Source organism: Parashewanella tropica (genome assembly GCF_004358445.1).
GTDB lineage: Bacteria > Pseudomonadota > Gammaproteobacteria > Enterobacterales > Shewanellaceae > Parashewanella > Parashewanella tropica.
This window is the reverse complement of record NZ_CP037951.1, coordinates 903,439-926,520: the sequence shown is the minus strand read 5'-3', so window position 1 is coordinate 926,520 and position 23,082 is coordinate 903,439. Positions and strand designations below refer to the sequence as shown.

24 protein-coding genes and 1 tRNA gene are annotated in these 23,082 nt (G+C 41.6%); 18 read left to right on the top strand and 7 right to left on the bottom strand.

Annotated elements, in window-relative coordinates; all coding sequences use genetic code 11:
- The first annotated feature begins 61 nt into the window (after positions 1-61).
- The 9 genes from E2H97_RS03840 (at position 62) to E2H97_RS03800 (ending at position 10,526) form a co-directional block, all read left to right on the top strand.
- On the top strand, positions 62-1,492 hold the full coding sequence (locus E2H97_RS03840; RefSeq protein ID WP_133405906.1) for a YfcC family protein: 1,431 nt from the start codon (positions 62-64) through the stop codon (positions 1,490-1,492).
- Between the two features lie 177 nt (positions 1,493-1,669).
- Positions 1,670-2,053: a BlaI/MecI/CopY family transcriptional regulator gene (locus E2H97_RS03835; protein WP_133405905.1), complete on the top strand. Its 384-nt coding sequence runs from the start codon at positions 1,670-1,672 to the stop codon at positions 2,051-2,053.
- 3 nt (positions 2,054-2,056) lie between these two features.
- The gene (locus E2H97_RS03830) at positions 2,057-3,016 is read left to right on the top strand and encodes a M56 family metallopeptidase (RefSeq protein ID WP_133405904.1); all 960 of its coding nucleotides are present in this window, start codon (positions 2,057-2,059) and stop codon (positions 3,014-3,016) included.
- Between the two features lie 142 nt (positions 3,017-3,158).
- The gene (locus E2H97_RS03825) at positions 3,159-4,412 is read left to right on the top strand and encodes a TolC family protein (RefSeq protein WP_133405903.1); all 1,254 of its coding nucleotides are present in this window, start codon (positions 3,159-3,161) and stop codon (positions 4,410-4,412) included.
- Between the two features lie 10 nt (positions 4,413-4,422).
- Positions 4,423-5,661 (top strand): efflux RND transporter periplasmic adaptor subunit, encoded by a 1,239-nt coding sequence (locus tag E2H97_RS03820; RefSeq protein ID WP_133405902.1) that lies wholly within the window; start codon positions 4,423-4,425, stop codon positions 5,659-5,661.
- Between the two features lie 46 nt (positions 5,662-5,707).
- Positions 5,708-8,821 carry an efflux RND transporter permease subunit gene (locus E2H97_RS03815; RefSeq protein ID WP_133405901.1) on the top strand — a complete coding sequence of 1,038 codons (3,114 nt, stop codon included), beginning with the start codon at positions 5,708-5,710 and terminating at the stop codon, positions 8,819-8,821.
- 61 nt (positions 8,822-8,882) lie between these two features.
- A complete protein-coding gene (locus tag E2H97_RS03810) occupies positions 8,883-9,581 on the top strand; it encodes a HupE/UreJ family protein (RefSeq protein WP_133405900.1) in 699 nt (232 codons plus the stop codon).
- A 20-nt stretch (positions 9,582-9,601) separates the two neighbouring features.
- A complete protein-coding gene (locus tag E2H97_RS03805; protein ID WP_133405899.1) occupies positions 9,602-10,120 on the top strand; it encodes a hypothetical protein in 519 nt (172 codons plus the stop codon).
- A gap of 37 nt (positions 10,121-10,157) precedes the next feature.
- Entirely contained in the window at positions 10,158-10,526 is a 369-nt protein-coding gene (locus E2H97_RS03800) for a DUF6488 family protein (RefSeq protein ID WP_133405898.1), read from the top strand.
- 50 nt (positions 10,527-10,576) lie between these two features.
- Here the strand turns inward: E2H97_RS03800 and E2H97_RS03795 are convergent, their stop codons facing one another.
- Positions 10,577-11,095 carry an RING finger domain-containing protein gene (locus E2H97_RS03795; protein ID WP_133405897.1) on the bottom strand — a complete coding sequence of 173 codons (519 nt, stop codon included), beginning with the start codon at positions 11,093-11,095 and terminating at the stop codon, positions 10,577-10,579.
- Positions 11,096-11,238: 143 nt separating this feature from the next.
- Positions 11,239-11,895, bottom strand: a complete 657-nt coding sequence (locus E2H97_RS03790) for a Crp/Fnr family transcriptional regulator (protein WP_133405896.1) — start codon at positions 11,893-11,895, stop codon at positions 11,239-11,241.
- Between the two features lie 94 nt (positions 11,896-11,989).
- On the opposite strand from E2H97_RS03790, the gene deoD reads away from it, so the two are divergent.
- Positions 11,990-12,691 (top strand): purine-nucleoside phosphorylase, encoded by a 702-nt coding sequence (deoD, locus tag E2H97_RS03785; protein ID WP_133405895.1) that lies wholly within the window; start codon positions 11,990-11,992, stop codon positions 12,689-12,691.
- Between the two features lie 48 nt (positions 12,692-12,739).
- On the opposite strand, the gene E2H97_RS03780 is transcribed toward deoD, so the two are convergent.
- Positions 12,740-13,168 (bottom strand): hypothetical protein, encoded by a 429-nt coding sequence (locus E2H97_RS03780; protein ID WP_133405894.1) that lies wholly within the window; start codon positions 13,166-13,168, stop codon positions 12,740-12,742.
- 322 nt (positions 13,169-13,490) lie between these two features.
- Positions 13,491-14,042: a lipocalin family protein gene (locus E2H97_RS03775; protein WP_246029053.1), complete on the bottom strand. Its 552-nt coding sequence runs from the start codon at positions 14,040-14,042 to the stop codon at positions 13,491-13,493.
- A gap of 144 nt (positions 14,043-14,186) precedes the next feature.
- Here E2H97_RS03775 and rsfS point away from each other — a divergent pair, with 144 nt between their 5' ends.
- The 7 genes from rsfS to E2H97_RS03740 all read left to right on the top strand — a co-directional run bounded on the left by rsfS (position 14,187) and on the right by E2H97_RS03740 (position 21,327).
- Positions 14,187-14,516, top strand: coding sequence for a ribosome silencing factor (gene rsfS, locus E2H97_RS03770; RefSeq protein ID WP_133408563.1), 330 nt, complete (start codon positions 14,187-14,189; stop codon positions 14,514-14,516).
- 4 nt (positions 14,517-14,520) lie between these two features.
- Positions 14,521-14,991, top strand: coding sequence for a 23S rRNA (pseudouridine(1915)-N(3))-methyltransferase RlmH (gene rlmH / locus E2H97_RS03765; RefSeq protein WP_133405893.1), 471 nt, complete (start codon positions 14,521-14,523; stop codon positions 14,989-14,991).
- 31 nt (positions 14,992-15,022) lie between these two features.
- Positions 15,023-16,882: a penicillin-binding protein 2 gene (mrdA, locus tag E2H97_RS03760; protein WP_133405892.1), complete on the top strand. Its 1,860-nt coding sequence runs from the start codon at positions 15,023-15,025 to the stop codon at positions 16,880-16,882.
- Positions 16,879-17,985: a rod shape-determining protein RodA gene (gene rodA, locus E2H97_RS03755; protein ID WP_133405891.1), complete on the top strand. Its 1,107-nt coding sequence runs from the start codon at positions 16,879-16,881 to the stop codon at positions 17,983-17,985. The genes mrdA and rodA overlap by 4 nt, the downstream gene beginning before the upstream one ends.
- Positions 17,986-18,014: 29 nt before the next feature.
- A complete protein-coding gene (gene mltB / locus E2H97_RS03750) occupies positions 18,015-19,010 on the top strand; it encodes a lytic murein transglycosylase B (RefSeq protein WP_133405890.1) in 996 nt (331 codons plus the stop codon).
- Positions 18,997-19,776: a septal ring lytic transglycosylase RlpA family protein gene (locus tag E2H97_RS03745; RefSeq protein WP_133405889.1), complete on the top strand. Its 780-nt coding sequence runs from the start codon at positions 18,997-18,999 to the stop codon at positions 19,774-19,776. Before mltB ends, E2H97_RS03745 begins: the two co-directional genes overlap by 14 nt.
- Before the next feature lie 387 nt (positions 19,777-20,163).
- On the top strand, positions 20,164-21,327 hold the full coding sequence (locus E2H97_RS03740; protein ID WP_133405888.1) for a serine hydrolase: 1,164 nt from the start codon (positions 20,164-20,166) through the stop codon (positions 21,325-21,327).
- A 234-nt stretch (positions 21,328-21,561) separates the two neighbouring features.
- Here the strand turns inward: E2H97_RS03740 and E2H97_RS19050 are convergent, their stop codons facing one another.
- From E2H97_RS19050 to E2H97_RS03730, 3 genes are all read right to left on the bottom strand, one after another.
- A complete protein-coding gene (locus E2H97_RS19050; RefSeq protein WP_281279945.1) occupies positions 21,562-21,690 on the bottom strand; it encodes a hypothetical protein in 129 nt (42 codons plus the stop codon).
- A gap of 116 nt (positions 21,691-21,806) precedes the next feature.
- Positions 21,807-22,232, bottom strand: coding sequence for a hypothetical protein (locus E2H97_RS03735; protein ID WP_133405887.1), 426 nt, complete (start codon positions 22,230-22,232; stop codon positions 21,807-21,809).
- Between the two features lie 14 nt (positions 22,233-22,246).
- A complete protein-coding gene (locus E2H97_RS03730) occupies positions 22,247-22,606 on the bottom strand; it encodes a glutaredoxin family protein (RefSeq protein WP_133405886.1) in 360 nt (119 codons plus the stop codon).
- A gap of 190 nt (positions 22,607-22,796) precedes the next feature.
- Between E2H97_RS03730 and E2H97_RS03725 the strand changes: the two genes are divergently transcribed.
- Positions 22,797-22,873 (top strand) — tRNA-Trp (locus tag E2H97_RS03725).
- Positions 22,874-23,082: the final 209 nt, after the last annotated feature.

Genomic DNA, 23,082 nt, shown 5'->3' with positions numbered 1-23,082 from the left:
TGCCCTACTAAATTTCTTTCTGTACATTGGTACGAATTTTTTGCCAATAAAAATAATTCCAATGAAAGAAGGATTTAAAGTACCTCACACCTTAGTGTTACTGCTATCTATGATGTTGCTTGCCTACATCGCTACTTGGATAGTCCCTCAAGGCTTTTTCGAAACCACCACTTTAGACAATGGTCGACAGGCGGTGATCCCAGGCACTTATGCGCTAACCGAGTCCTCTACTCACTTAACTCCGATGGATTTTCTTGTTGCAATTCCAAGAGCCTTCGCGGCGGCACAAGATGTGATCTTCTTCGTTTTGATCATTGGTGGTGTACTGGCCATTGCTCGGGCTACCGGTACCATTGATGCTTTGATTGGTCGATTATTAGAAAAGTTTGGTCATAAACCAAACCTACTTATTTTTATGGTGGTATTCTGCTTTGCGATGGCATCAGGCGCCATCGGAACGGCTGGAGAATACATTCCCTTTGTATTAATTCTTGTCGGTTTATGTAAAGCCATGCGATTAGATGCCATGACGGCTGTAGGAATGATGATCGCGGGTTATGGCATAGGCTATGGCGTTTCGGCATTCAATCCATTTACCGTGATGGTGGCACAAAACGTGGCAGATATTCCGGTTTATTCCGGTATTGAACTACGCTTGGCGATTTTCATCCCATTTGTATTGATTGGCTTTCATCATGTTTGGAGCTACGCCAAAAAAGTTTATGCCGATCCGTCACAATCACTTACAAACCATCTACCATGCCCACTCGCCGATCATACAAAAACAGGCTATCCAACCCTTAATACTCGCCATAAATTGATTTTATTGGGGCTCGTCACCACGATTTGCACCGCAGTTTGGGGGATTTCTCAAAACGGTTGGTATTTGTATGAGCTAGGCGCAGTGTTTATTTGCTGGGGGATTTTTACCGCTATTGTAGGGCAACTCAGTGCCGACCGAGCCGCAAACGAATTTATTGAAGGTGTAAGAGATTTAGCCAGCACTGCACTATTGGTTGGGCTTGCAAGAGGCATTGCCCTTATTATGGATGACGGGCAAATTTTACACACTCTCGTCCACGCTATGTCGACGCCTCTATCTTATCTAAGTGCTGAATTCGCAGCTATCGGTATGTTTATCATACAAACCTTACTGAACCTGTTTATTCCTTCGGGTAGTGGTCAAGCCTATGTCACCATGCCTTTGATGACTCCTATTGGAGATATTATTGGCGTTAACCGCCAAATTGCTGTTTTGGCTTATCAATTTGGTGATGGCTTCTCAAATATGATTATCCCTACCAATGCTGTATTAATGGGCATTATTGGTGTAGCAGGAGTCCCATACCACCTTTGGTTTAGGTTCTGTTTACCACTGATTGGCAAATTAATGGCAGCTGCTGCTATTGTGCTCGTATTAGCTGTGACCTTTGATTATGGCGCCGATGTTCAGCCAAAAGTTGACGCTCAAAATCAAGTAAACACTAACTAACCTGAACTCAGCATAAGTACAACCCATTTTCAGGCTACTTCACTATGGAATAGCCTTCTCTCTTTATAGTACTCAAGATTAAATTTAAATATCACACTCAATTTATGTTGCCGTGAACCCCAAGTTAATGCTATAAAACCTACCTTTAATCGGTTTTAATAATTTGAGGGCTACAAAGTGCAGCTTGGTGAACTCGAAAAGCAGGTGTTGCATTATCTTTGGCAATATAAAACAGCAGATGCAAAGCAAGTATTCGCTTACTTTGAAAGCAAGCGTGGCGGTACATTGAATACCATTCAAAGTACATTAGACCGTCTATATAAAAAAGGGTTACTCACTCGCCATAAAGTGAGCTATGCATGGCAATATGAGCCTAAAGTAGAGAAAAACCAGTTGATAGCTCAATTGATCAAATCCGTCACCAGTGACTTTATTTCTGATGAAGAAAATGGGTTGATTGCAGCCTTCTCATCAATCTCAAGTGAGCTTAATGAAGATCAACTTTTAAAACTTGAAAGTTTGATTGAAGAGCAAAAGCAAAAGTTACAACAAGGTAAATAATCCATGTTCGAAAACGATACTGCAGTCTGGTTAAACCTAACGACCATCGCCATCATCAGTTTTATATTGGCGAACTTTGCTGTATCTACTTTATTTTCGTTCACCCAACACAAACTATTTAACATTAGTCCTATCAGTCGTCGCTTTATTCTATGGCTCATGGCGATAGCGCCTTGGGTCACCGCCATTTGTGTTTTTTGTGATTTCACCTTTGCCATGTTGCGTGACATGGAAAACATCGGCACTTTTGTCACTCATTGGCATCACATTTCGACATTTACCTTTACGAGTTGGCATGGCGTACTGCTTTTAGGTTGGGTAACGGCGACTGTATTTATCATTTCAACAAAATTGCTGAAGCTATTTCGCCACCAGCAACAAGTTGCATCTTTAGAGCGCTTTTCTTCAAAGAATGAGCAAGATATCTACTTGTTAGATTCAGACAGCATGACCGCATTTACCAGTGGTATGGTTTCACCAAAGTGTTATGTCTCTAATGGTATGCTGGATAAAACATCACAAACCGAACAACAAGTGATTTTTCAGCATGAGTTAGCCCATGCGCAAAACTATGATCCATTTAAAAAATGGCTATTCAGCTTATTGGCGAGTTTTTACCTTCAGCCCATTGCGATCAAAATGAAGCTGCACATGTCATTAACCATGGAGCAAATGGCAGATGATGCCATTCCATTTCACCATGCTTCAAAAACCGATGTCGCTTCAACACTGATCAAAGTAGCACGCCTTAATCAAAATACAGATCCAAAATTAGAACAAGAGTGCATCACTAATTTTGGTGCTAATGCGCTAGAACAACGAGTATTATTCCTACTGGGTCAGCTAGAAAATAAACGCATAAGTAAGACGTTTTCATTCACTTTATTAGCTATCACTACTGCTTGCTGTTTGTTATCTTTGGATAGCATTCATCACTTAGTCGAAGTATTGTTCAACCACTAAACAGAATTTATAAGTATTAACTTTTAATATTAAAACCGACTTCAAATCGGTATAAGCAACAACAATAAAACCGACTCGATATCGGTTTAAACATAAAATCAAAACCGAGCTTTTATCGGTTTTAGTTTGGGAAACAGAATTTATGAATAGACACATAAATCAAACATCAACAAAGCGATTAAGTCGCATAATTGCGCTTGCTTTAAGCTGTGCCAGCTTTAATAGCTTGGCTACAAGCTTAACGATGAATGATGCCATTAATCTTACCCTCTCAAAAAATCCTGAACTACAGAGTTACGCCCATAAGGCTGAAGCTAATGAGGGATTAGTGCAACAAGCTGGTGTGGGGCAAGCTAAAAAGCTATCAGTTGGGATTGAAGATGCGTTAGGTACAGGGTCGTACTCAGGTATCAAAGGGGCAAAAACCACGGTCTCACTCTCATGGTTACTTGAGCAATCGATTTTGGATTCTAAAGTTGCAGTTGCAAGTAGCAAGACCAAGCTTATCCAGCTTGAAAGGGATTCTGATGCCATCGATTTAGCGGCGACAACTGCGAAATATTTTATTGAAGTGCTATCTTTGAAAGAGCAATTCAAGCTCTCCAAGCTAGCTGAATCTCAAGCTGAGACAGCACTAGAACAGATCAAAACCTTAGTAAAACGAGGCAAACTAAACCGTATTACTGAACTAAGAGCTGAGGCTGATTTAGCTCAAAAAACTTTAGTAGTCGAAGATTTAGAACACGAAATTGTTGTCGCTAAAAACTCACTTGCTTCACTTTGGGGTGGCTCTGCGAACTTCACAATTGATGGCGAACTGCTTGTTGAACCTCAAATTGCTGCTCAAAAGACACTCGAAACCAAGCTAACACAAAGCCCAGCTTATCAACTGTACTCAGCTAGACAAGCGATCACTACATCCAAAGTTCAGCTTGCTAAAGCAACAGCAGCACCCGCTTGGGAAGTAAAGACTGGGATCAGCCGCAATGAAGCCGTTGATGACTTTGGCTTTAATGCAGGGATCTCGATTCCTTTAGGTGGCAACGATCGTAATCGTGGACAAATCATTGCCCTAACCTCACAGCAAAAAATTGAGCAAACCCACGCTCAGTCTTGGCTTAATCAATCTAAAGCAGAGCTTTACAAAGTGAGTGTGCAATTTAGCCATAATCAACATGTGATTGAGACCTTAAGCGACAAAATCATCCCAACACTTAACGATGCTAACAAGCTGGCTGAGCAAGCGTTCAAACAAGGACGTTACAGTTACAGCGACTGGTACTTGATCCAACAAGAGTTACTCGACAACCAAAAACAGTTAATTGAGACCTACACCAATATTCAATTAAACAATATCGAAATTCAGCGTTTAACCGCTAACTACGCTACTAAATAGGTGAATACAGATGAAACTAAAACCCATATTTACCGCACTTTTGCTCAGCCAACTAACCCTAGCTGGCACAACTGCATTTAACTTTGCTGTGGCATCTGATCACCATGCGGAAGAAAAACAGGAAGCTGAAAAAGGTCCAAATAATGGGCGCATGCTTCGTGATGGTAACTTTGCCGTTGAGCTGAGTATTTTCGAAACCGGTGTGCCGCCAGAGTTTCGTACTTTCATTACTCAAGATGGTAAACCTGTGTCAGCAAAAGACGTCAAGATCAACGTTAAACTGACTCGCCTTGGCAATGTCATTGATGACATTAACTTCTTCCCAGAAGGCGGTTACCTGCGTGGTGATATGGAAATTTATGAGCCACATTCATTCATCGTTACCCTAAGCGCTACTTATCAAGGAAAAACTCATACATGGTCTTATGACAACTTTGAAGGTCGTGTTGAACTGAAGAAAGACGTTGCGGATGCCATGGGCATTACCACTGAAAAAGTGGGTCCACAAACGATGCACGACCTTGTTAACGCCTACGGTCGCTTGGAAGTGTCACCGAATGCGATGCGTGATGTCTCTGCCCGCTTTGCTGGCGAAGTATCATCGCTAAAAGTAGGATTAGGCGAAGTTGTCGAAAAAGGTCAAACCTTAATGACGGTGATCAGTAATGACAGCCTACAGCCTTACACCATCAAAGCGCCGATTTCAGGCGTTATCACGGTTCAAAACATTCGTGCAGGCGAACAGACTGGTGAAATGTCACTGCTGACAATTACGGATACCAGTAAACTTACCGCCAAAATCAATGTGTTTGGTGCTGAAATTCAAAAGATCAAACCGGGCATGAGGGTTGACTTTAAAGCCGTAGATACCGGCATTCAATTCCAAGGTGAAATCAAAGACAGCTTATATGCCATGACGCCTGAGCAAGCCAAAGTATTCCGTATCGATGTAGACAACAAACAAGGCTTATTCAGCCCAGGGCAATTCATTTCAGCAGATGTTGAAGTATCAAGCTACCAAGTCCCAATGGCGGTGAAAAAAGTCGGCTTACAAGCCTTCCGTGATTTTACTGTGGTATATCGCAAAATCGGCGACGAATATGAAGTCAGAATGCTTGAACTTGGACGTGAATCTGGTCCGTGGGTTGAGGTATTGGGCGGTATAAAATCAGGGGCTGATTACGTGGTTGGCAACAGCTATTTGATCAAAGCAGACATCGAGAAATCCGGTGCCTCACACGATCACTAATTCGATGAAATTCAGTGAAACGTGTTTGAAGCAATAGGAAAACAGTATGTTAGATTCGATATTAAAATTCTCCATTGAGCGCAGTAAGCTCATCTTGATCATAGTGCTCGCCGTTGCAGCGCTGGGGATCTGGAACTTCAATCGCCTGCCGATTGATGCCGTACCTGATATCACCAATGTTCAGGTTGTGATTAACACCGAAGCTCGTGGCTATACGCCTTTAGAAGTCGAGCAGCGCGTGACTTATCCTTTGGAAACCGCGTTAGCCGGTATTCCTAATCTGGTTAACACTCGCTCAGTGTCTCGTTATGGCTTGTCGCAAGTAGTTGCCATTTTTAAAGACGGCACCGATATCTACTTTGCTCGACAACTTGTTAATGAAAAGCTTGGCAGTGCGAAATCAGAACTCCCTGAGGGGTTACAGCCTGAAATGGGACCGATTTCAACTGGGCTTGGTGAGATCTTCATGTTCACGGTTGATGCCAAAGAGGGGGCTAAAAATCCTGATGGCAGTGCCATTACGCCAACCCAGCTTCGTACCGTTCATGATTGGATCATTCGTCCACAATTGGTGCAAGTTGAAGGAGTGGTTGAAGTTAACCCAATTGGTGGTTTTAAACGTGAAATTTTGATTGCACTAAAACCAGAAAAATTACTGGCTTATGGGCTCACTCAGAAAGACATCATCACCGCCGTTGGCGAGCATAACCAAAACCGTGGTGCAGGCTTTATTGAATACAATGGCGCCCAATATTTGGTTCGTATCCCGGGGCAAGCGGGTGAGTTAGCAAAACTGGCAGACATTCCTGTCGCTTCACATCAAGGTCATGTCATTAAGATCAAAGATGTTGCTGAAGTCAAAGAAGGCAAAGAACTGCGCTCTGGTGCTGCTACCCAAAACGGTCACGAAGTAGTATTGAGTACAGTATTCATGCTGATTGGCGAAAACAGCCAGAAGGTAGCAAAAGCCGTAGGTGAACGCCTACAACAAATCAATGCCAGCTTGCCAGATGGTATTGTTGCCACACCAGTGTACGACCGAACTAAGCTTGTCAACAAAACCTTAGATACGGTAAAAACCAACCTGATAGAAGGTGCAGTACTGGTTACGGTCATTCTGTTCCTACTCTTAGGTAATATCCGTGCAGCACTATTAACGGCGGCAGTTATTCCATTTGCCATGCTGATGACCATTACAGGTATGGTGCAAACTCGAGTCAGTGCCAACTTAATGAGCCTTGGCGCTTTGGATTTCGGTCTACTGGTTGATGGTGCCATCATCATTGTAGAGAACTGTATTCGACGAATGAGTCAAGCTTCAAAAGTGAAAGCCTTACCACTGCAAGAACGACTGAACTTGGTTTATAGCGCCACCCGTGAAGTGATCCGTCCTGCTCTGTTTGGTGTGTTCATCATCACCGCTGTATATCTGCCAATCTTCGCTCTATCAGGAGTTGAAGGTAAAATGTTCCACCCAATGGCGATCACAGTGGTTATCGCACTATTAAGTGCCATGGTACTGTCGGTGACTTTCGTTCCAGCAGCGATTGCACTTATATTCAAAAAGCCAGTTGAAGAAAAAGAAACCTTCATTCTTAAGGCATCAAGTAAAGTCTATAAACCAATCTTAGGGTTTGTGCTTAAAGCTCGTGTATTAGTGGTTACGGTTGCAGCAGCTTTAGTTGTGCTAACGGTAATTTTATCAGGCAAGTTAGGTAGTGAATTCGCACCAAACTTGGATGAAGGCGACATTGCCATGCACGCCTTGCGTATTCCAGGTACCTCTCTGACTCAAGCCATCCACATGCAAGAAGAGCTTGAAAAGCGCATTAAAAACATCCCTGAAGTAGAACGTGTATTTGCCAAAATCGGTACGCCAGATGTTGCCACTGATGCTATGCCACCAAACGTGGCGGATAACTTCGTAATGCTTAAACCTCGTGACCAATGGCCAGATCCCAGCAAGCCTAAAGCTGATGTAGTAAAAGAGCTTGAAGCAGTGGTAAATACCGTTCCGGGTAGCCGTTATGAGTTCTTGCAGCCGATCCAAATGCGCTTTAATGAGCTACTGGCTGGTGTGCGTGCTGAGCTTGCGATTAAAGTCTTTGGGGACAATTTCGAAACCTTAGAACAAGTCGGCGCTGAAATAGGCAAAGCCATTGCCAACGTTGATGGAATTGCTGATATCTCCGTTGAGCAAACCGCAGGTTTACCTGTACTCACAATAGAACCTAAAGATGAACGTCTTGCTCGTTACGGGTTATCCAAAGCCGATCTTCAACAGCAAGTTGCCACGGCTATCGGTGGTGAGAAAGTCGGTAAGTTCTACCAAGGTGACCAACGATTCGACATCATCACTCGTCTTGATGAAAAGCAGCGTACTGATATTGATGGACTGAAAAAACTGCCAATTCAATTGAAAGGACAAGGTTACATTCCATTAAGCATGGTAGCGGACGTTAAAATCAATCTGGGCGTTAACCAAGTGAACCGTGAAAACGGCAAACGCCGAGTTGTGGTTACCGCAAACGTACGTGGACGTGATTTAGGTAGCTTTGTTAAAGACGTTCAAGCGGCAATTAACAGCAAGGTTGAAGTACCATCAGGCTATTGGGTTGAGTACGGCGGTACATACCAGAAGCTTCAATCAGCATCAAAGCGTCTAAGTATTGTTGTACCTGTAACTATGATATTGATTTTCGGTCTGCTTCTACTGGCTCAAGGATCATTTAAAGACTCATTCATCATCTTTACCGGTGTGCCTTTAGCGCTAACTGGTGGTGTATTCGCCCTGTTACTTAGAGACATTCCGTTCTCGATTTCAGCAGCGGTTGGATTTATTGCCCTTTCGGGGATAGCCATTCTTAACGGCTTGGTAATGGTGTCTTTCATCAAACAGCTACGTGCCGACAAGATGCCATTAGATCAAGCAATCATGACTGGTGCGCTCACTCGACTTCGTCCTGTGATCACAACTGCACTTGTGGCATCACTTGGTTTTATTCCAATGGCACTAAATACAGGTATTGGCTCTGAAGTGCAGCGCCCATTAGCAACCGTAGTCATTGGCGGCGTGATTTCATCCACCATTCTGACTCTGTTTGTACTGCCAGCACTTTATCGAATGCTGCATAGCCGTTCTGAAGTAAAAACCAACTAACTTTCGAATTGCTCCTGCCTATTGAAAAGGCAGGAGTCTTATAACAAAAAAGGAAAACTCAATGCTGTTAAAGCTGAAATTATCTCAGTTGCGATACTTGCTCTTAGCCCTTGCAGCCATCGTTTCATTTGAAACCTTGGCTCATGGTGTTGACGACAGTACTCGCATATTTCTAGAGAACAATACTGGGGTTCAATTTATCCCGTTTATGTATATCGGTGCCAAGCACATGGTAACCGGTTATGACCACTTACTGTTTTTGGTTGGTGTGTTGTTCTTCTTATACCGTGGCAAAGACGTACTGCTGTACGTCAGTATGTTCACCATTGGTCACAGCTTAACTTTGATGACTGGCGTACTTGCCAACATTCAAATGAACCCGTATTTGATTGACGCCATCATTGGCTTATCAGTGGTCTACAAAGGCTTCGATAACTTGGGCGGCTTTGAAAAAATGTTTGGTAAACAGCCAAACACCAAAGCTGCGGTATTGATCTTCGGTTTATTCCACGGCTTTGGTCTTGCCACAAAAATCCAAGAATTCAAGCTTCCAGAAGATGGACTGTTCACTAATATGTTGGCGTTCAACCTAGGTGTTGAAATTGGGCAGATTTTAGCACTGATGTTTATTTTGTTGATCATCAACTTCTGGCGTAAGCACAGCAGCTACTTAAAATTCGCAGCATTAACCAACACAGCTTTAATGTTTGGTGGCTTCCTGCTCGTCGGCATGCAAATGACTGGCTATTTCGTTAACTAATTCTAATAAGAGATATTTTTATGAACGCACACTTATCGACTTCTTCTTTAATAAAAGCAACCTTAGCCTCATTTGTTGCTGCTGGCGTTATTTTAGTCACCGTGGTTATGCCTGCTGAGTACAACATCGATCCAACAGGTGTTGGTAAAGCACTAGGGGTAAACGTATTAAACGTTGAAGAACCCGCAGCACCAAAGCCTGTAAAAGCCATTGGTGATAATGAAGACGCCGTAACCATAACCGTTCCAGCAGGTCGTGGCGTGGAATACAAACTGGCAATGAATCAATTCGACAAAGTGACTTATGAGTGGTTAACCGATGGCAATGCTATTTATGTCGATCTTCATGGCGAGCCAGAAGGCGATACTACGGGTTACTTTGAAAGCTACACCATTGCCACCGTACCTGAAATGAAGGGCAGCTTCACTGCGCCATTTGCTGGTTCTCACGGTTGGTATTTTAGAAATAAGTCTGACAAAGACATCCAAATTCAACTGCTGTTTAGCGGTAAATACGCTATCCAAGGCTTAAAGCAGTAAACATTAACAACTAATTGAAAAAATAAAGGAAATAAAAATGAAAACATTAATTTCACTATTCGCAGCGGCAACACTATTTATCTCTGGCTCGGTATTCGCTCATGGTGATGGACATGGTCACGGCAAAATAATATCAGTCCAAAAAGCCAAAACCGTTGCTTATATGGTTGCTAAAAAAATGAGCTTTAAAGACACCGGGTTGAAAATCGGCAAGCTTGATAAATCATGGGGAAGTGTGGACAAAAATAGCTTCAAATTAACCGAAAAGACGGAGCAGGGTTACATTGTGTCAGCGACGAACCAAACCACAAAAGAAACTTTAGTTTTTACCATTTCTAATTCAGGTGCTTTGGTCGACGTTCAAAATAAAATTAACTTTGAAGCGAAGCACGGTCATAGTCACTAATCGAAAATACCAATGAGGCTGGTCGATAATCAGCCTCATTGTTTTATGACCTATTCATTTCTGTCAAATTCAGAACCGCCAATATTACCGATTACCCCTTGCCTGAACCACTCTTTGAAATAGCCCGCCATTTGCTCAACGAATGAAACATTTCTGCTGGTACTGTTGTGCTTATTCTCTCTAACTCGGTTTTCGTCTGCAGTTGCATTTGTTTGGTTAACGTCATCATTAGCATCCTGTTTTTCAGCTAAATGAACTTGATACTCTACCACCTTAGTATTTATGCCCAACCGCAATGAGCCTAAGTCGGCACGACAAGTTGGACAGCTAAATTGTTTAGCTCTGATGTGGTCTTCTGCTTTTGACCAATGTTTCATGCAATGCAAATGAAAATAATGAGGTTTGATACAAGGATTGGTTTTGAGAACTTGGTAAGACTTATCTTCATGCTCGAATGAACCCAAGCAAATTGCACACTCTTGTGGGGCGATTTGCTTAAAAGCCGTTTCATCCATTTTCTGAACTAAATAGTCGTTGCTTGATTCACGATAAGAGTAAACTTCAAACATAAGTCCATTCGCATATTTAGCATTCCATAGTTTAAATATAGATGGACAAAGAAAGCGGCGGGTTAATCTTAGTTAATAAAAACAGTCAATTAGAATTAGGACACTATCCCAACATCAAGGAGTAACCATATCGACTCCCTAATTTAACCTTGAAGAAATTGAGTTAACTTCGCGATATCCAACACAGCTAAGTGACCTTCTCGCTTTCTCAATATCTCTAACTCAAGTAGCTGTTTGATCACACGTCGATATACTCGTTCAGAGCAGCCAAAGCGTGCAGCTTCATCGGATTGATTTTCGAAGTGCTTTACAGGCTTGCCGTTTTGATGACGCTTTAAAATATCTTGTGCAATATTGATGGCAAGAGGATGAAGCATATAGAAAAAACAGGTTTCCACCATATTTTGATAACGATGAGCCATGGTATTGGCATACCAAATAGCTATTTGACTGTCTTGCTTGATCAGCTCGGCTAGCAGCTTTGCTGGTATGATCTTGAGGTGCAATACAGAATTGGTGATTACATCAAACTGACAAGGTTGAGACGTTAAAGCTTCGATTTCCCCGAAAAAGCGATTTTGGTTGCTGCCAAGTGGTAACTTGATACTACGCCCATTTTCCGCCAAGTACTGTATCGCACATTCACCTTGTTGCTGCTGTTGATACCAGTAAAAGAACTTAAGCTCCTGTCCTCGACGCAATACATAATCACCTTTTTGAAAGCATACCGATTTAAAGCTTTGCTCAGATAGCTTTTCAATCAGTTTGCTTTCGCCGATCAAACTCTCATTTTTTAGCATCAGCCTTTTTCTTTTTTCTATTGAGGACAATTGTCCTCATGTTTTTGATGACGACTTTCTATTATGCCCACATCTTTGATGAGGAGGAATAATCATGACCCCACACATTAACGCACAACAAGATGATTTCGCAGACATCGTATTTATGCCTGGCGATCCGCTTCGCGCCAAACACATTGCCGAAAACTATCTAACTGATGCCAAACTTGTGACCGATGTTCGCAACATGTTTGGTTACACAGGATATTTTGAAGGCAAGAAGGTGTCGGTGATGGGACACGGTATGGGCGTGCCTTCCGTTTCTATTTATGTGCATGAGCTGATCACTCATTACAATGTTAAAACCATCATTCGAGTCGGTAGCGCTGGCGGAATTGCTGAAGACGCAAAGGTACGTGACATTATTGTCGCAACGGGTGCTGGCACTGCATCGGCAACCAACCGAGCCAAGTTTGCAGGCTACGATTGTCCTGCTACGCCTGATTTTAACTTAGCGCTTCGCTGTCATGAAAAAGCCAATGAGCTAGGGCTTGATGTTAAATTCGGCAATATTTTTACCAACGATTTATTTTACGGTTGTGATAAAAATCTGGTTCCAGCTTTACTAAAAATGAATATCCTAGCCGTAGAAATGGAAACGGCGGCATTATATACCTTAGCCATGGAGCACAAAATCAAGGCATTGAGTATTTTGACCATTTCAGATCATGTGATCACTGGGGAAGAAACCTCAAGCGAAGAGAGACAAAACGGCTTTAACGATATGATGAAGCTGGCTTTAGCAACAGGTTGCTGATCAAGTTAAGCCATCGCGGGAAAATGCCACGATGGCCTTCAAACAGTTTCACTGCTGTAACAAAGGTTGAGTATCGGAGGGTCTATTATCCGCGAGCCAATTATCAGAAGTTTCGAAACTTACCATAGCAAGATCATTTTTTAGTTTTCGACTTGACGAAATGGCATCTTTTAAAGAACGATTTAAGCCCACTTCTATATTTTCTGCGTCTACTTTATAGTCTCTTTCATTAACCTCTTCCAAACTGCCTTTATAATGAAAAAGATAACTTACACTGCAGCATCCATGTTTTTGGGTCAGGTCATATTGAAGAGTCCGAGTCTCCCCTGTATGAACCTTATAGGAAAAATGCAACTTCTTGGCTTGAACTAACCCTACCGCGCATGCTTCCCATGTAGACGTAGAAATATCCGTTAACCCTGCACCCTTTTCCCTAAACACAACTTGGCTTTCAATTTGTGGCACTTGGATTGTCATATAAAACCTCAGTTAATAGTATTTATAGGTAACAATCTTCATTTAAAAATTGTTAGGGCAAACTGATCTTTCATTATTATTTTTACAACGATAAATTGGTTATCTCTTATGCAAAGCAGAGTTTGTGCGGTGTGGATATTATTGACATATAAAAAACTGTCATCCTCCCTTTCCATGTAAGCAAATGATAACGCAATAAAAGTAATCAGTTTATCGTTGCAATCTCATTCACGAAAAGTAAATTTGACCTTGTATTCAGCTGGTGTTTATATAATTGAGGCGTAACTTCTAAAAGATTACGCCTATTGTTAAATTCGGTATTTTATTGTTGATCCACCTGAATGAGATTCTCCACTTTAAACCCTTTTTCTTTGGCTGTGGTATAGAAATCATCGAGTACAGATTTTGATACGGTTGGTGTTCGTGATAACAACCATAAATAGTCCTTGTTATAGCTGGTCACATACGCATACTCATAATTCGAATCGAGTTTAAAGATCACATAAGATGCACTAAAAGGTTTAAAAAACGATACTTTTAGATATCCAATATCGTCTGTTTTAGCAAACGTAGCAGAGCCTTCAATATTGCTCATTTCTCCATTTTGATGATTCATGCCTTGATTGATGACTTTAATACTCCCATCATCGTTCAATGAATAATTAGCGGTGACATGATCCAAGTTTTTTTCAAAACCATTCTTCATCCTTGCAATTTCGTACCATTGTCCGCTGTAACTTCCAATATCGAAATTTTCCACAGGTTTAATGCCTTTGGGAGTACCTAAACAAGCACTTAGAAACATAGGTAGCACCACTATGGCGAGTAAATGTTTAATACGCATATGAACCTCAACATTCGAATTTGAATTCATTGTTGTTTACGTATGAAGCTAAGAGTTTGGATAGAAAAAAATCTTATGTCATATTCTCATCAGCCTACTCAAAGACCCGAATATATTTCCCCCTTGTTTCTTGCTATACTGCGCGGCTACTCCGTTTTCATTGAGGTATATGGCGTGCAGAGCACAGAGTTAAAAGCATTTATTGTTGATAAAATTGAAGATCTTAAAGCGAGAGATATCGTTGAACTAGACGTTAAAGAAAAATCCACCATTACTGAATACATGGTGATTTGCTCTGGCACATCAAAAACTCACGTCAAATCTATTGCAGAACACGTAGCGTTAGAAAGTAAAAATGCTGGCATTCCACCACTTGGCATTGAAGGCCGTGACGGAAGTGAATGGGTGTTGGTAGATATGGGCAATGTTATTTTGCATGTTATGCAAGATCACACTCGCGACTTCTACCAGTTAGAAAAACTCTGGTCAGATAACCACGCTTAATCGTATGAAATTACAACTCATTGCTGTTGGCACTAAAATGCCATCTTGGGTAACACAAGGCTTTCAAGAATATCAACGCCGCTTCCCAAGAGACATGCCGCTAGAGTTAGTCGAAATTCCTGCTGGAAAGCGTGGAAAAAATGCTGACATTTCTCGCATTCTTCATAAAGAAGGTGAGCAAATGTTAGCTGCAATTCCTAAAGGGAATCATATCGTTACTCTAGATCTACCCGGTAAAAATTTTACCACACCAGATCTTGCAACCACGCTCAATAAATGGCAACTTGATGGTCGTGATGTTAGTTTATTAATTGGCGGTCCAGAAGGGTTAGCGCCTGCTTGCAAACAGGCTGCACAACAAAGCTGGTGTTTGTCTGCTCTAACCATGCCACATCCATTAGTTAGAATTGTGGTGGCAGAAAGTTTATATCGAGCTTGGAGCATCAATAACAACCACCCTTATCATCGCGAATAATACATTCTATTTTTAATTGCCGGAGAGCACTGTGTCGCCTAAAAAGCGAATGACCATCCATGATCACGCCGCTGAGGCCTCACTGTTTAAGCGGCGAGCCTTATTCACATTTTTTTGCGTGCTCGCCATGATCAGCATTCTGCTGTATAACCTTTATCACCTTCAAGTCGAGAGCTTCAAAGACTACTCCACACGCTCCAACGACAACCGTATTCGGGTCGTTCCTGTTGGCCCTAATCGCGGCTTAATCTACGATCGAAATGGCGTATTGTTGGCGGAAAACCGACCGTTTTATTCGTTACAAGTGCTGCCAGAAAAAGTCAAAAATCTCCCTGATACGCTTGAGCGATTACAGCAAGTCATCCCGTTATCGAAAGATGAAGTTGATACGTTCAATGAATCGATGAAGTATCAACGCCGCTTTAAGCCACTGACTCTTAAAACACGTTTAAGCGAAGAACAAGTCGCCGTATTCAGTGTTAATCAGTACAAATTTCCCGGTGTTTATGTCGAAGCAGGTCTAAAGCGCTTTTATCCTTATGGCTCAATGATGACCCATGTCTTGGGCTATGTGGGAAAAATCAATCAAAGAGACAGAGCCAAACTTGAAGCCAGTGATGACTGGAAAAACTATGCTGCAACCAAAGATATCGGTAAACAAGGTATCGAGCGTTATTATGAAAGCTTGCTCCACGGTACCCCCGGCCACTTAGAAGAAGAAGTGAATAATCGCGGCCGAACGATTCGCACCCTAAAAAGTAATCCGCCAACACCAGGGCAAGATATTTACCTTACCATTGATATAAAGCTTCAACAAAAAGCCATGGAAATGTTGGCAGGACGTCGTGGTTCTGTTGTGGCAATCGATCCTCGAGATGGCGGAATTTTAGCTCTCGCTTCCAGCCCTAGTTATGATCCCAACCAATTTGTACATGGGATTTCAAGCAAGGCTTATGGTTCGCTTTTGAATGATAAGTCTCGCCCTCTTATCAACCGTGCAACCCAAGGACAATATGCTCCCGCCTCCACCATTAAGCCTTTAATGGCATTAGTCGGGCTTGAAGATGATGTGATTGATGAAAAAACCCGAATATGGGATCCCGGCTTTTGGCAAATCCCTAATGTTGAGCACAAATATCGCGACTGGAAACGTTGGGGACACGGCTGGGTAGATGTTCATCATGCCATCATTGACTCTTGCGATACCTTCTTTTATGAGATGGCGTATAAATTAGGCATAGACAGAATTTCTGATTTCATGATGCCTTTTGGTTTTGGCGAAAACTCAGGTATCGACATTTTTGAAGAGTCTCCTGGTAACATGCCGACCCGAGATTGGAAACAGCTCAAGTATGAACAACCTTGGTATATCGGCGATACCATTTCCATCGGTATTGGCCAAGGTTATTGGACAGCAACACCGCTGCAAATGGCCAATGCTACGGCCATTATCGCCAATCGCGGTCGTCGTTATGTACCCCACTTATTACGGGCGATGCAAAATAGCCAGACTAATGTTCCTGCACCTGTAGATGAGCTTCCACCCATTGCACTTAAAGATAAGCATAATTGGGAAATCGTTAATGATTCTATGTTTAGAACCGCAGATAAAATGCGCTTTAAACATTCTCCTTATAAAGCGGCAATGAAGACAGGTACGGCTCAAGTCGTCAGTGTCGCCCAAGATGCTAAATATGATGAAAAGAACATAAAAGAAAGACACAGAGATAACGCGCTTATCGTCGCCTACGCACCTTATGAAAACCCGACCATCGTGGTTTCAGTGGTAATAGAAAATGCAGGCTGGGGTGGAACAAACGCTGGGCCTGTGGCTAAAGCAGTGTTAGACGAATATCTATTACGACCAAAAGCATCAGGTAAGAGCAAATGAATTCACGACACTATCGCCAAAATATCTGGCGTCGCATGCACATTGACTTACCGCTGTTGATCGGCCTTTTAGCGTTAATGGTCTATGGTGCATTTGCAATATATTCCGCCAGTGGTACCAATTTTGCCATGGTTGAGAGACAAGCCGTACGTATGGGCTTAGCGTTAGGTGCCATGTTATTTATGGCGCAGATCAATCCTGAAGTACTAAGGCGATGGGCGTTACCCATCTACCTCACGGGTGTCGTACTCCTTTTAGGTGTTCACTTTTTTGGTGAAGTGAATAAAGGGGCTCAACGTTGGTTAAATATTGGTTTTATGGAGTTTCAGCCATCAGAATTATTGAAGTTGGCCTTTCCCATTACTATGGCTTGGTACATCAGTAAATTCCCGTTACCGCCTAAAAAACGGTACCTAGCTGGTGCCGCAATACTCTTGCTAATTCCAACATTACTCATTGCCAAACAGCCTGATCTTGGTACTTCGATTCTGGTCGCTTCATCTGGTATTTTCGTGCTGTTTTTATCAGGCATGAGCTGGAGAATCGTGTTTAGCCTCATAGGTACTGTGCTCGCTTTTCTGCCTGTACTTTGGTTTTATTTGATGCACGATTACCAACGTACTCGAGTACTGACGTTACTTGATCCTGAAAAAGATCCCCTTGGTGCAGGCTATCATATTATTCAGTCTCAAATCGCTATTGGCTCAGGTGGTTTATGGGGGAAAGGTTGGCTTCAAGGCACACAATCTCAATTAGAGTTCTTACCTGAACGTCACACCGACTTTATTTTTGCGGTTATTGGCGAAGAGTTTGGCTTAATTGGAAGTCTTATCCTATTGACCATTTACCTCTACGTGATAGGAAGAGGGCTTGTTATCGCATCACGTGCTCAAACCAGTTTTGCCCGCTTATTGGCTGGCAGTATTACACTGACCTTTTTTGTTTATATCTTTGTAAATATTGGAATGGTTTCTGGTATTTTACCTGTTGTAGGTGTGCCATTGCCGTTGATCAGCTATGGTGGAACTTCTATGATTAGCTTGATGATCGGCTTTGGTATTTTAATGAGTGTAAGTACTCACCGCCGCTTTATTAACCGTTGATATTTTAAGCTTCCATAAAGGATTATTTTATGCGCTTTATTCATTCTATTTGCACTGTTTTAGCGTTAAGCATATCTGGCTGTGCAGCCTCATCAGTACCACCAGCACCAGAATTAAAGCTAAAAAATGACTTTATTCATCAGCAAGTGAATAAAGGTATGGATAAAGCCGAAGTAGCTCAACTTCTAAAACAAGCCAAATACAATCAAGAAGTCATAGATGCCATTACTAAACCATGGGAAGCCAAACCTTGGTACAAGTATTACCCACTTTTTCTGACTGAAAAACGCCTAAATGCCGGATTGAAGTTTTGGCAGGAACACGAAAAAACAATTGCTAAAGCCTCTAAGCAATTTCAAGTTGATCCCGAGGTCATTGTCGCCATTATTGGTATTGAAACCTTTTATGGTAATTACTTAGGGCGTTATTCCGTTTTAGATTCCCTATATACGCTTGGGTTTTATTATCCTCCTAGGGGTAAATTTTTCCGCAGTGAACTTAGCAACCTTATGCAGCTAGTCAAGGAAGAGCATCTAGATATTAATAAGCTTAAAGGCTCATACGCTGGCGCGATGGGATATGGTCAATTCATTTCATCAAGCTACCGTCATTATGCTGTGGATTTTGATAAAGACGGCAGCCGTGATCTTATTGGTAGCCCAATTGATGCAATAGGAAGCGTTGCGAACTATCTACACAAGCATAAATGGCAATTAGGCCAACCTGTAGCTCTAGAGCTTAATACCGACAACAATGTTGCTCCAAAAGCGAAAGTTTGGAGTGGCGAACGATTAAAACTAAAAGCCAGTGATATTTTGTCATCACAAGTTTTTTTAAAACACAATTTGGATATTGATGTATCTCAACCCGCGATGCTTATCGCATTAGATCAACCAAAAGCAAAAGAATATTGGCTTGGTCTTAATAACTTTTATGTGATTACACGCTATAACCGCAGTCCATTGTACGCCATGGCAGTGTACCAGTTCAGCCAACAACTGAAGCAAGCTCATGATAAGAAATAGCCTGTTATTTTCCGTCATATTATCTTTGCTGATCACAGGCTGTAGCAGTAGTCGCTATAAGTTAAGTAATGATAAAGCGCCAACTAATCCACCTGATTTGTCACAAATCGAAGATGCCCATCCTAGGTATGAACCTCATTCACGCCAAGGAAATCGTACTTATGAAGTGTTAAACCAACAATATCAGGTTTTACCTTCTGCTAAAGATTATATGGAAACAGGAAAAGCTTCTTATTACGGGAAGAAATTTCACGGCTATCACACTTCAAATGGTGAGATTTATGATATGTACTCCATGTCTGCAGCACATAAGTCTTTGCCGTTGCCTAGCTATGTCAAAGTCACTAATCTAGCAAATAATAAATCTGTGATAGTGCGTGTGAATGATCGAGGGCCTTTTCATAAAGATAGGATCATCGATTTATCTTATGCAGCCGCATACAAATTAGATATGCTCAAACAAGGCGTAGCTAATGTGAAAATAGAGGCCATTCATTTCGAGTCACCATCGGCACTCAATCCACAAATAGCTTCTTCGACTCAAGCCAAATTATTCATTCAACTTGTCGCTTCTAAAGATAAAATAAAACTGTCGTCTTTAGCAAAGAGGCTAGAGACAAAATACCAATTATCGACAAGGCTACAAGCCGTAAAAGGGTTTTATCGATTACAACTTGGCCCAATGAGTGAATCAATATTGGCAGAAAAGGTACTCGAAAAACTGAAAGCTGACGGCTACCCTAAAAGTTTTATTCTTTCAGAGTAAAATAGAACGATTTATTTGTTATTTCGCTGAACCTTATAACTTTTTGACGGTCATATATGACTGGATTAATGTTATACTATAGGGCGTATTGAACTTTCAGGATTAAATTTTGTGCTATTTGAGCACTTTTCTGTTTAAGGCGTGAGCAGTGAAGCTTAGCCACCTAAGCAAACTGATCACAACACAGAACAGGAAGTGCTCAAAAGCATCGAAGACAGCGTAAATTGGTCACTTCTGCTGCGTTATCGTTTGTTTATGTGGAATAACCACACAGCACAAACTCTGCCTTGCATAAGATAACCAATTTTTCGCTGCAAAAATAATCACGAAAGTTCAATACGCCCTAATCTTCTTTTTCATTTTTTTAACTAATTACGTGTCTTATTGATGATGAATTTTTCTAAATTTTCTTGTAAAGCCTTGCTGCTCTCTTTCGTATCATTCTCTTCATTAGCAGCCCCCGTTGTCATTCCAGATGCTCCAAAAGTTGCCGCCAAAGCCTATGTATTGATGGATTACAATACAGGCAAAATCATTGCCGAAGAAAACGCTTATGAGTCTCTCAATCCTGCAAGCTTAACCAAAATGATGACCAGTTATGTGATTGGTCACGAAATGAAAGTGGGTAATATTAAAAATACTGATGAAGTAACGATTTCCAAAAAAGCATGGTCTAAGAACTTCCCTGATTCATCAAAAATGTTTATTGAAGTCGGCAAAAAAGTCAGTGTCGCAGACCTAAACCGTGGCATTATCATCCAATCGGGTAACGATGCTTGTGTAGCTATGGCCGAGCATATCGCTGGAACAGAAGATGCGTTTGTTGATTTAATGAATTCATGGGCAAAACAGCTGGGTATGCAAGACAGCCATTTTGAGAATTCACATGGTTTAGATTCAAACCTACACAAAACCACCGCTTATGATATGGCATTGCTAGGTGCTGCTTTAATTCGAGATGTGCCTAACGAGTACGCTATCTACAAAGAGAAATCATTCAAATTTAACGGCATCAAACAATATAACCGCAATAGCTTATTGTGGGATAAAAGCATGAATGTGGACGGTATTAAAACCGGTCACACATCAGGCGCAGGCTTCAACCTAGTCGCCTCAGCAACCAAAGGTAACATGCGTTTAATTTCGGTAGTAATGGGCACTCGTAGCAGTACCGCTCGCCGTGCTGAAAGCAAAAAACTACTTAACTATGGTTTCCGTTTTTATGAAACACTGGTTCCATATAAGGCTGGCGATACCTTTGTTACTCAAAAGATTTGGTACGGTGATCGTCCAAACGTTGATTTAGGTGTCAACATGGATACCCCAATCACGGTAAGCCGTGCTAACGCTAAAAACGTTGAAGCAAAGTTTGAATTAACTAAGCCAATTGAAGCTCCTATCGCTAAAGGTGAAACCGTTGGTCGCCTTTACTTCCAAGTTAACGGAAAAGAAATCGCTCAATTCCCTCTGGTTACATTAAACGAAGTAAAAGAAGGAAGTGTATTTAGTAAGGCAATGGATTACTTCAAAAAGATGATTTCAGATAAGTAATCATTCAATCGAAACTCTCGATCAAAAAAGGCGCTTAGAGCGCCTTTTTTCGTATCTGTATCCAGATGATTATACCATTCACATCAATAAACTGTGTTTATAGAAGAGCGTTAGCGAAGCAAAAACAAGGCGCAATGACGAATCATAGCCATAGCTATGGTGAGGAATTGCAACGATGTGGTTGTGAAGCTAAGGCTTTATCTATGGCATAGTTTATTGGTACGAATGGTATTATTAAGAACAAGAACCACAGCAGAATGACGGTGCTTCTTTCTCTTCAGTTTGTGCTGACTCAAGCTCAGGGCTTTGTTCTAGTTCAGTCGCTTCTTGATTTTGAGCTTCAGTGTTTTCTTTCTGTGTCATGGGGATTACCTCTTTCAATAGATGAAGCGAGACTATCAATCCCGACTATTTCACTCAAGTATTATCTCTCCGAAGTTTGATCTCGATTAAACAAACTGCAATATAACGAGTTGGAGCTATTCTTCACCATCTCGGCATTCACCACGAATCATGACTTCGTTATCTAATACAGTTCGATCTAACTCGATGTAGCCTTCTTTACAATAGCGACTTTGCTCCAAAGTATGCTTTAATCCGTATTCAACAGCCGCCTCCCATTGAGCAATTCGTCTTTCTCTAGCACGTTGCTCACGAATTAACTCAGAACGAGACTTCATCTTGGCATCCAAACGCTTTTGATGGGGAAGTTCACTTTTTCCAACTAAAGGTGTTGTTCTCCACACCTTATAGGTAAAGAGCTTTAAACCACCTGTTCGAGTTTCGGTAGTAAAACTATCCCTTACCTGCCCTGCATAATCAGCATCAGAAATACTTGGTTTGCTACTGCTGCATGCAGTTAAACCAACAGCAAAGATAAAAGGTACAAGTCTAAGTGCTGTCACAGTAGCGTCCTCTATTATTTAGATGCTAAATCTTCTAAGTAGGTGATGATATCCGACGATTCATACATCCACGTCACATTCCCTTCTTCCTCAATGCGTAAACATGGCACCATTGAACGACCCCCTTGGGTAACTAGCTCTTGTTGGTGTTGCTCTTGTTTAGCATCTACAAGTTCAATGTTTAATCCCAAGCGACGAATCGCGCGACGTACCTTCACACAAAAAGGACAAGCATTATATTGGTATAGCTTTAGATTTTTAGTGAGTTCATCTAACTTTGCTTGGGTTACAGCATCATGATTTGGTTTTGCTGGTGCAAAAATGAAATTGAATAATAAGATCAAACGACCAAGTATCCAGCGGATTATAAACATGGGTTACCTCTAAATTAACTTTTGCGAGCAGTGTACCTAATTGACCGATGTTCTGTATAGAACTGTCCAAATGTTAATCCTAAAAATAACTTAGTGCCCCCACTTGTTTGAAAAAACTGCAATTAAGTACGGTAGAGTAAAAAAGTCCTTTACCTTTATAAAGGCTTTGAGCATAATGCACCTCGTCCACAGGGGTGTAGTTCCAACTGGTAGAACAGCGGTCTCCAAAACCGACGGTTGCGGGTTCGAGTCCTGCCACCCCTGCCAAATTCCAGAAAGCCTTGCAGCAATGCGAGGCTTTTGTTTTTTAAGGACTTTTTAAATTTTATCTGTCCTAACTGTGTTTATCATCTCCTCATAATTTGACACTTACTCCTTCACTGTGACCAAAACGTGACCATTTCGTGACAACGACTACGTTATAAAGGCTTAAGTGTACTTCACGTAATAGGCAGAGGCCGCCAATTTAAGCGACC